Here is a 1,057-nt window from a genome sequence, read left to right on the forward strand (position 1 = left end):
TGCGTGAAGCGGAAGATGTTGTCGATGAAGAGCAGCACGTCCTGCTTCTGCACATCGCGGAAGTACTCCGCCATGGTCAGGGCGGATCCTCCCCTGCCAGCAGCTTCGCCCGCGGGTCGCCCCACTTCGAGGAGTTCATCGCGAAGACCTCCTTGCGCCGCAGCAGCCGGTGCACCTGCTCCAGCACGCAGAAGCTGTACGCCTTCCAGTCCACCTCACCCGGCTCCAGGTGCGGCGCCGAGGGCACCAGGCGCTTCCACGACCCGGCCAACAGTTCCGTGTCGATCTCCGCCTCCGTCACCTTCTTGCGGCCCATCAGCTCCGGCAGCGACAGGAAGGCCCGCAGCACCGGCGCGCCCTCGGCGGTCGCGTCGAAGTCCACCACCTCCACCAGCAGCTTCAAGAACGGCCGCACCGTGGAGAACCGGCTGACCAGCATCCGCCGCCACGCCTCGTCCGCGTCCGAGTCCAGCGGCGGGGCCAGTTCGACCATCGCCGCCACCGCCGCCGCGAGCTCCTTGCGCGGCACCACCGCCTCGATCACCTCCCACATCGCCGCCAGCGTGGCGACCTTCGGCGCGGTGATCTCCCCGGTGGAGGTGTTCACCTGCTCGGCGGTCTCCTCCAGTACCACCCGCAGCGCGGCGGCGAGCTTCGCGCCGGCCCGCTCCACCTTCGGCAGGGTCTTCAACTTCTCCTTCGCCGTCTCCCGCTCCGCCCGCGCCAGCAGCCTGGTGGCCACCAGCACGTCCAGCAGGTCCAGCGCGTCGTCCACCGCCCTGGTGGTCAGGTGCACCGCGGTGGCCAGCAAGGTGGCCAGGCGCCGCGCGTCCGCGTGCCGCCGCAGCAGCGACACCTTCCCGTCCACGCCGTACCGGGACAGCTCCGCCAGCCGGCGCGGCGGCACCCCGGCCACGTCCACCTCGCCCATCCCCAGCCGGGCAATCTCTTGGGCCCGCTCCAGCGCGGCCTTCATCTGCGGCCCCGACACCCGCACCGGCCCGCGCCGCAGCCGGTCCAGCTCCGAAACCCGCGCGCCGGCCGGCACCGTCAGCAG

The 1,057-nt window shown here is 71.8% G+C and carries 1 pseudogene; it reads right to left on the minus strand.

Going from position 1 to position 1,057, the window contains the following annotated elements:
• Window positions 1-88: 88 nt before the first annotated feature.
• A pseudogene (locus tag ACWD3D_RS37400) lies at window positions 89-1,057 on the minus strand (Tn3 family transposase); the annotation flags it as partial.

It is taken from the genome of Streptomyces sp. NPDC002690, assembly GCF_053592415.1.